General features: G+C 69.2%; 5 protein-coding genes. 3 read left to right on the plus strand and 2 right to left on the minus strand.

Annotation, left to right across the window (positions count from 1 at the left end; translation table 11 throughout):
• Window positions 1-22: 22 nt before the first annotated feature.
• Both A612_RS14855 and gltS read right to left on the minus strand, forming a co-directional pair.
• On the minus strand, window positions 23-271 hold the full coding sequence (locus A612_RS14855; protein WP_019375233.1) for a hypothetical protein: 249 nt from the start codon (window positions 269-271) through the stop codon (window positions 23-25).
• A 12-nt stretch (window positions 272-283) separates the two neighbouring features.
• Complete coding sequence (gene gltS, locus A612_RS14860) at window positions 284-1,498, minus strand: sodium/glutamate symporter (protein ID WP_019375234.1); 1,215 nt, start codon at window positions 1,496-1,498, stop codon at window positions 284-286.
• A gap of 221 nt (window positions 1,499-1,719) precedes the next feature.
• On the opposite strand from gltS, the gene A612_RS14865 reads away from it, so the two are divergent.
• The 3 genes from A612_RS14865 (at window position 1,720) to A612_RS14875 (ending at window position 5,806) form a co-directional block, all read left to right on the plus strand.
• Window positions 1,720-3,726: a peptidase U32 family protein gene (locus A612_RS14865; protein WP_019375235.1), complete on the plus strand. Its 2,007-nt coding sequence runs from the start codon at window positions 1,720-1,722 to the stop codon at window positions 3,724-3,726.
• A gap of 44 nt (window positions 3,727-3,770) precedes the next feature.
• Entirely contained in the window at window positions 3,771-4,427 is a 657-nt protein-coding gene (locus A612_RS14870; RefSeq protein ID WP_019375236.1) for a 3'-5' exonuclease, read from the plus strand.
• Window positions 4,428-4,519: 92 nt separating this feature from the next.
• Window positions 4,520-5,806: an O-acetylhomoserine aminocarboxypropyltransferase/cysteine synthase family protein gene (locus A612_RS14875; RefSeq protein WP_019375237.1), complete on the plus strand. Its 1,287-nt coding sequence runs from the start codon at window positions 4,520-4,522 to the stop codon at window positions 5,804-5,806.
• Window positions 5,807-5,846 lie beyond the last annotated feature (40 nt).

Here is a 5,846-nt window from a genome sequence, read left to right on the forward strand (position 1 = left end):
GCCCGCCCGGCTTGCGGCGTGTTCACTGCGCGTCGTCGGGCAATCCGCGTGGCTGCTGCATGAGCGCCTCCATCTGCCGTTGCACCTGCTGCTGCAGCTGCTCCCCCTGGACGCGCACCGAGGGCGCAGCGCCATCGCCGCCTGCCGGTCCCTGCCGCTCCTGCACGGCCGGCGGCACCGCCACGCGCGTGGCGCCCAGCTGCTTCCTCGCGACCACCGCCACGATGGCCAGCGCCACCAGCAGCCCCACCAGCCCAAAGCCCAGACGCATGTCCGCCCTCCCTCAGCCGAACATCTTGATGAAGACCTGGATCGCCACGGCGTTCACCAGGTCAATGAAGAAGGCCCCCACCATCGGCACGATCAAAAAGGCCTTGTGCGACGCGCCATACTGGTTCGTGATGGCCTGCATGTTGGCCACCGCCGTGGGCGTCGCGCCCATGCCGAAGCCGCAGTGGCCGGCGCACAGCACGGCCGCATCGTAATCGCGCCCCATGACGCGGAAGGTGATGAAGCCCGCGTAGGCCGCCATCACCACGGTCTGTGCTGCCAGGATCACCACCAGCGGCCCGGCCAGTCCGGCCAGCTCCCACAATTTAAGCGACAGCAGCGCGATCGCCAGGTAGATCGACAGGCCGACATTGCCGAACACGTCGATGGCGCGGTCGAAGACCTCGAAGTTGAACACGTAATCCAGGATGTTGCGGATCAGCACGCCCCCGCCCAGCGCCCACACGAAGGTCGGCAGCTGCACCGCCGTGCCGGCCGTGAAATGCGTCATGAACTCGGCAAAGGCCAGGCAGCCGGCGAACAGCGCCATGGTCTCGATGGCGGCGTCTGCCGTGATGATGCGCGTCTTGTGCGGGAATTCGAAATTGGGCGTGCCCGCCTCCAGCGCCCCCGCCTGGCCGTTGGCCTGCGGCCCGCGCAGATCGTTGCGCTGGATCAGCCACTTGGCCAGTGGCCCGCCGATCAGTCCGCCGATCACCAGCCCGAAGGTCGCGCAGGCGATGCCGAGCGTGACCGCGCCGCGCACTCCGTGCTGCTGCTCCAGCACCTGCCCCCAGGCGCCGGCCGTGCCGTGCCCGCCCACCAGGGTCACGGAACCGGCGATCAGGCCGATCAGCGGGTCCAGGCCGAGAGCGCTCGCCAGCGCGACGCCGACGCTGTCCTGCACCACGATGAAGACGATCACCACCAGCAGGAAGACGACCAGCCCGAGGCCGCCCGCGCGCAGCTTGGCGAAGTTCGCGCTCAGTCCGATGGAGGAAAAGAACACCAGCATGAAGGCGTTCTGCAGGCCCGCGTCGAAGGACGGCTGCACGCCCGTCGCGAGGTTCAACCCCCAGGACACCAGCGCCGCGACCAGCCCGCCCGCCACCGGCTCCGGGATGTTGAACTCGCGCAGCCAGCGCACACGTTGCACGAGGAACTTGCCCACCAGCAGCACGACGGCCGCGAAGATGAGGGTGTAGTAGGTACCGAACTGGAGGGCCATGCTTTGCCGGTGGGTGCGGGGATGGGCGCCATGCTAGGGCGCGGCCCGGTGGCTGCGCTGTAGGCGCACAGCCCAGGACCGCACCGGCGCCCGCCCGGAACGCGCACGATCAGGGAAAACCCGCAATTGTGCCGCAGGCGCCGGGCGCTGCCCTCGTCCCGCGGGGGCCGTTGCCACGCCACCGGGCGCTGGCGGGGTGGCGCTGGGATAATCCGCATCCTATGTCCCTCCTGCCCCACCAGCTCGAACTGCTCTCGCCCGCGCGCGATGCCGACATCGGCATCGAGGCGGTGAACCACGGCGCTGACGCCGTCTACATCGGCGGCCCGGCCTTCGGCGCGCGTGCCACGGCGGGCAACGACATCCGCGAGCTGGAGCGGCTGATCGCGCACGCACACCGTTTCCACAGCCGCGTCTTCATCACGCTCAACACCATCTTGCGCGACGACGAACTCGACGACGCGCGCCGCATGGCCTGGCAGGTCTACGAGGCGGGCGCGGATGCGCTGATCATCCAGGACATGGGCCTGCTGGAGATCGACCTGCCGCCCATCCAGCTGCACGCCAGCACGCAGACGGACATCCGCACGCCGGAGAAGGCGCGCTTCCTGCAGGACGTGGGCCTGTCGCAGATCGTGCTGGCGCGCGAGCTGGATCTGGCGCAGATCGCCGCCATTCGCGCCGCCACCGACCCGGCGCGCACCAGCATCGAGTTCTTCATCCACGGCGCGCTGTGCGTGGCCTATTCGGGCCAGTGCTACATCAGCCACGCGCACACCGGGCGCAGCGCCAACCGCGGCGACTGCAACCAGGCCTGCCGCCTGCCGTACGAGGTGCTCGACGGCCAGGGCCGCATCCTGGCACATGAAAAGCACGTGCTGTCCATGAAGGACAACAACCAGTCGGACAACCTGCGCGCGCTGATCGACGCCGGCGTGAGAAGCTTCAAGATCGAGGGGCGCTACAAGGACATGGGCTACGTGAAGAACATCACGGCGCACTACCGCCGGCTGCTCGACGAGATCATCGAGGAGCGCGAATCCGGCAGCGCCCCGCTGGCGCGCGCCTCGTCCGGGCGCACCAGCTTTGCCTTCACCCCCGACCCGGATCAGAACTTCAACCGCGAGTTCACCGACTACTTCGTCAATGGCCGCCAGCAGGACATCGGCGCCTTCGACACGCCCAAGACGCCGGGCCGCGCCATCGGCTGGGTCACGCGCGTGGGCAGTGCCAAGGCAGGCGAGCAGTGGTTCGAGCTGGAGGTGAACGACCCCGCCACCGTGCTGCACAACGGCGACGGCCTGTGCTATTGGGATCTGCAAAAGGAGCTGGTGGGCGTGCACATCAACCGCGCCGAGTGCCAGGACGCCAGCGCTGGCCGCTGGCGCGTGTTCCCGAAAGATCCGATCGCCAGCCTCAAGGACTTGCGCCGCGGCCTGGAGATCAACCGAAACCGCGATATGGACTGGGTGCGCCAGCTGGCGAAGAAATCCAGCGACCGGCGCATCGGCCTGTGGGCGCAGCTGGCCGAGACGCCGGACGGCTTGGCCCTGACGCTGACCGACGAGGACGGCTTCGTCGGCAGCGCCCATGTCGAGCATCCGCATGAACTGGCCAGCGATCCGGCCCGCGCCCAGGCGGCGCTGCGCGAGCAGCTCGGGCGCTTCGGCGCGACGATCTTTGCCGTGCACGACATCGCCCTGCAGCTGTCCCGGCCGTGGTTCGTGCCGGCCTCGGCGCTGAACCAGCTGCGCCGGGATGCCGTGGCCCGGCTCGAAGCCGCACGCGCCGCAGGCTTCGTGCGTCTGCCGCGCGCGCAGCCGGTCGAGCCGCCCGTGCCCTTCCCCGAAGACACGTTGACCTACCTTGCGAACGTCTTCAACCACAAGGCGCACGACTTCTACATGAAACACGGCGTCAAGGTGATCGCCGCCGCCTACGAATCCAAGGAGGAAGAAGGCGAGGTCAGCCTGATGATCACCAAGCACTGCGTGCGCTACAGCCTGAGCCTGTGTCCCAAGCAGGCCAAGGGCGTGATCGGCGTCAAGGGCACCATCCGCGCCGAGCCCCTGCAGCTCATCAACGGCAAGGAGCGGCTGACGCTGCGCTTCGACTGCAAGCCGTGCGAGATGCACGTGGTGGGCCGGATGAAGAGATCGGTGCTCAACCAGCATGCCCGGCAGATGGCCGAGCAGCCGATGCAGTTCTATCGCACGCGGCCTGCCTGAACCGCCGCCGCGCAGCGCCCCCAAGCCGCCCGCAGACCATCCCCATGCCCCGCCGCCTGCCGCCCAGCAAGGAGCAATCCGCCCTGCTGCCGCCCTTTCCCACGCTGGCGCCGCAGCACATCCACATCCCGGCCACGCCCGAGGACTTCGCCGCCGCCCGCGCGGCGCTGCTTGCCGCGCCGGTGCTAGGCTTCGACACCGAAAGCCGCCCGCTCTTTACCGCCGGAGCGCACGACGCCGGCCCCGACCTGGTGCAACTGGCCACGCCGCACGGCGCCTGGCTGCTGCAACTGCACCGCCGCGAGGCGCTCGAGTTGGCGCGCGAGGTCCTGGCCGACGCGCGCATCCTGAAGGTGGGTTTCGGCCTGGACAACGACCGGCGCAGCCTGCCGGCGCGCCTCGGGGTCGAGCCCGCCGGTCTCCAGGACCTGGACCGGGTCTTTGCCCGCCATGGCTTCGGGCGCAACACCGGCGTGCGCGCGGCCGTCGCGCTGGTGCTGGGCCAATGCCTGGCCAAGAGCAAGAAGATGTCCACCTCCAACTGGTCGGCGCGCACCTTGAGCCCCGGCCAGGTCCGTTACGCCGCCACCGACGCCCACGCCCCGGTGCTCGTCCACCAGGCGCTGCCTGCCTGGGAAGCCGCCCAGCCGCCGCCCGCCCCGCGCCCGGGCAGGCCGCGCCCCTTGCGCATAAGCACATAGCCAAGTCGTCGTTGGCTGGGCGTGGCTCTGGCCGACAATGGCCGCTTGCCTTTTTCTTTTTCCGCCAACCTGCCCTCGACGAGAGACTCGCAATGCGCATCGAAACCCTGGCCGTGCACGCCGGCTACTCGCCCGACCCCACCACCAAGTCCGTCGCCGTCCCGATCTACCAGACGGTGGCCTACGCCTTCGACAGCGCCCAGCACGGCGCCGACCTGTTCGACCTGAAGGTGCCGGGCAATATCTACACGCGCATCATGAATCCCACCAACGACGTGCTGGAGCAGCGCCTTGCGGCACTCGAAGGCGGGGTCGGCGCCCTGGCCGTGGCCTCCGGCATGGCGGCCATCACCTATGCCATCCAGGCCATCGCCGAGGCCGGCGACAACATCGTCTCGGCCAGCACGCTTTATGGCGGCACCTACAACCTCTTCGCCCACACCTTCCCGCAGCAAGGCATCGAGGTGCGCTTTGCCGACCCACGCGATCCGGCCAGCTTCGCCCCGCTGATCGACGAGCGCACCAAGGCGGTGTTCTGCGAATCCATCGGCAACCCACTGGGCAATGTGACCGACATCCGGGCGCTGGCCGACGTGGCCCACGCCCACGGCGTGCCGCTGATCGTGGACAACACCGTGCCCAGCCCCTACCTGCTGCGCCCCATCGAGCACGGCGCCGACATCGTGGTGCACGCGCTCACCAAATACCTGAACGGCCACGGCAACAGCATCGGCGGCGCCATCGTCGACAGCGGCAAGTTCCCCTGGGCCGAGCACAAGGCGCGCTTCAAGCGCCTGAACGAGCCCGACGTCAGCTACCACGGCGTGGTCTACACCGAGGCGCTGGGCGAGGCTGCCTACATTGGCCGGGTGCGCGTGGTGCCGCTGCGCAACATGGGCGCGGCGCTGTCACCGCACAACGCCTTCCTGACGCTGCTGGGCATCGAGACGCTGGCGCTGCGCATGGACCGGATCTGCGACAACGCGCTGGCCATCGCCAAGGCACTGCAGGCACACCCCAAGGTCGAGTGGGTGCGCTATGCCGGCCTGCCCGACCATCCGGACCACGCGCTGGTGCAAAGGCAGCTCGGCGGGCGCGCCTCCGGCATCCTGTCCTTCAGCCTCAAGACCGCTCCGGGCGAGGACGCGCGCGCTGCCGGGGCGCGCTTCCTCGATGCGCTCAAGCTGTTCCTGCGCCTGGTGAACATCGGCGACGCCAAGTCGCTCGCCACGCACCCGGCCTCGACCACGCACCGCCAGCTCGATGCCGAGGAACTCGCCAAGGCGGGGGTGACCGAAGGCATGGTGCGCCTGTCCATCGGCATCGAGCACATCGACGACCTGCTCGCCGACCTGCACCAGGCGCTCGCCGCCGTCTGACACAGGGGGCGGACTGCGGCGGCGACTCAGCCGCCGTCGC

Source organism: Melaminivora alkalimesophila, from assembly GCF_000282995.1.
GTDB classification, from domain to species: Bacteria; Pseudomonadota; Gammaproteobacteria; order Burkholderiales; family Burkholderiaceae_C; genus Melaminivora; species Melaminivora alkalimesophila.

Excerpts from the sequence above, each read along its gene's own strand:
- A612_RS14855 (WP_019375233.1), bottom strand. The coding sequence starts at position 271 with ATGCGTCTGGGCTTTGGGCTGGTGGGGCTGCTGGTGGCGCTGGCCATC.
- gltS (WP_019375234.1), bottom strand. The coding sequence starts at position 1,498 with ATGGCCCTCCAGTTCGGTACCTACTACACCCTCATCTTCGCGGCCGTC.
- A612_RS14865 (WP_019375235.1), top strand. The coding sequence starts at position 1,720 with ATGTCCCTCCTGCCCCACCAGCTCGAACTGCTCTCGCCCGCGCGCGAT.
- A612_RS14870 (WP_019375236.1), top strand. The coding sequence starts at position 3,771 with ATGCCCCGCCGCCTGCCGCCCAGCAAGGAGCAATCCGCCCTGCTGCCG.
- A612_RS14875 (WP_019375237.1), top strand. The coding sequence starts at position 4,520 with ATGCGCATCGAAACCCTGGCCGTGCACGCCGGCTACTCGCCCGACCCC.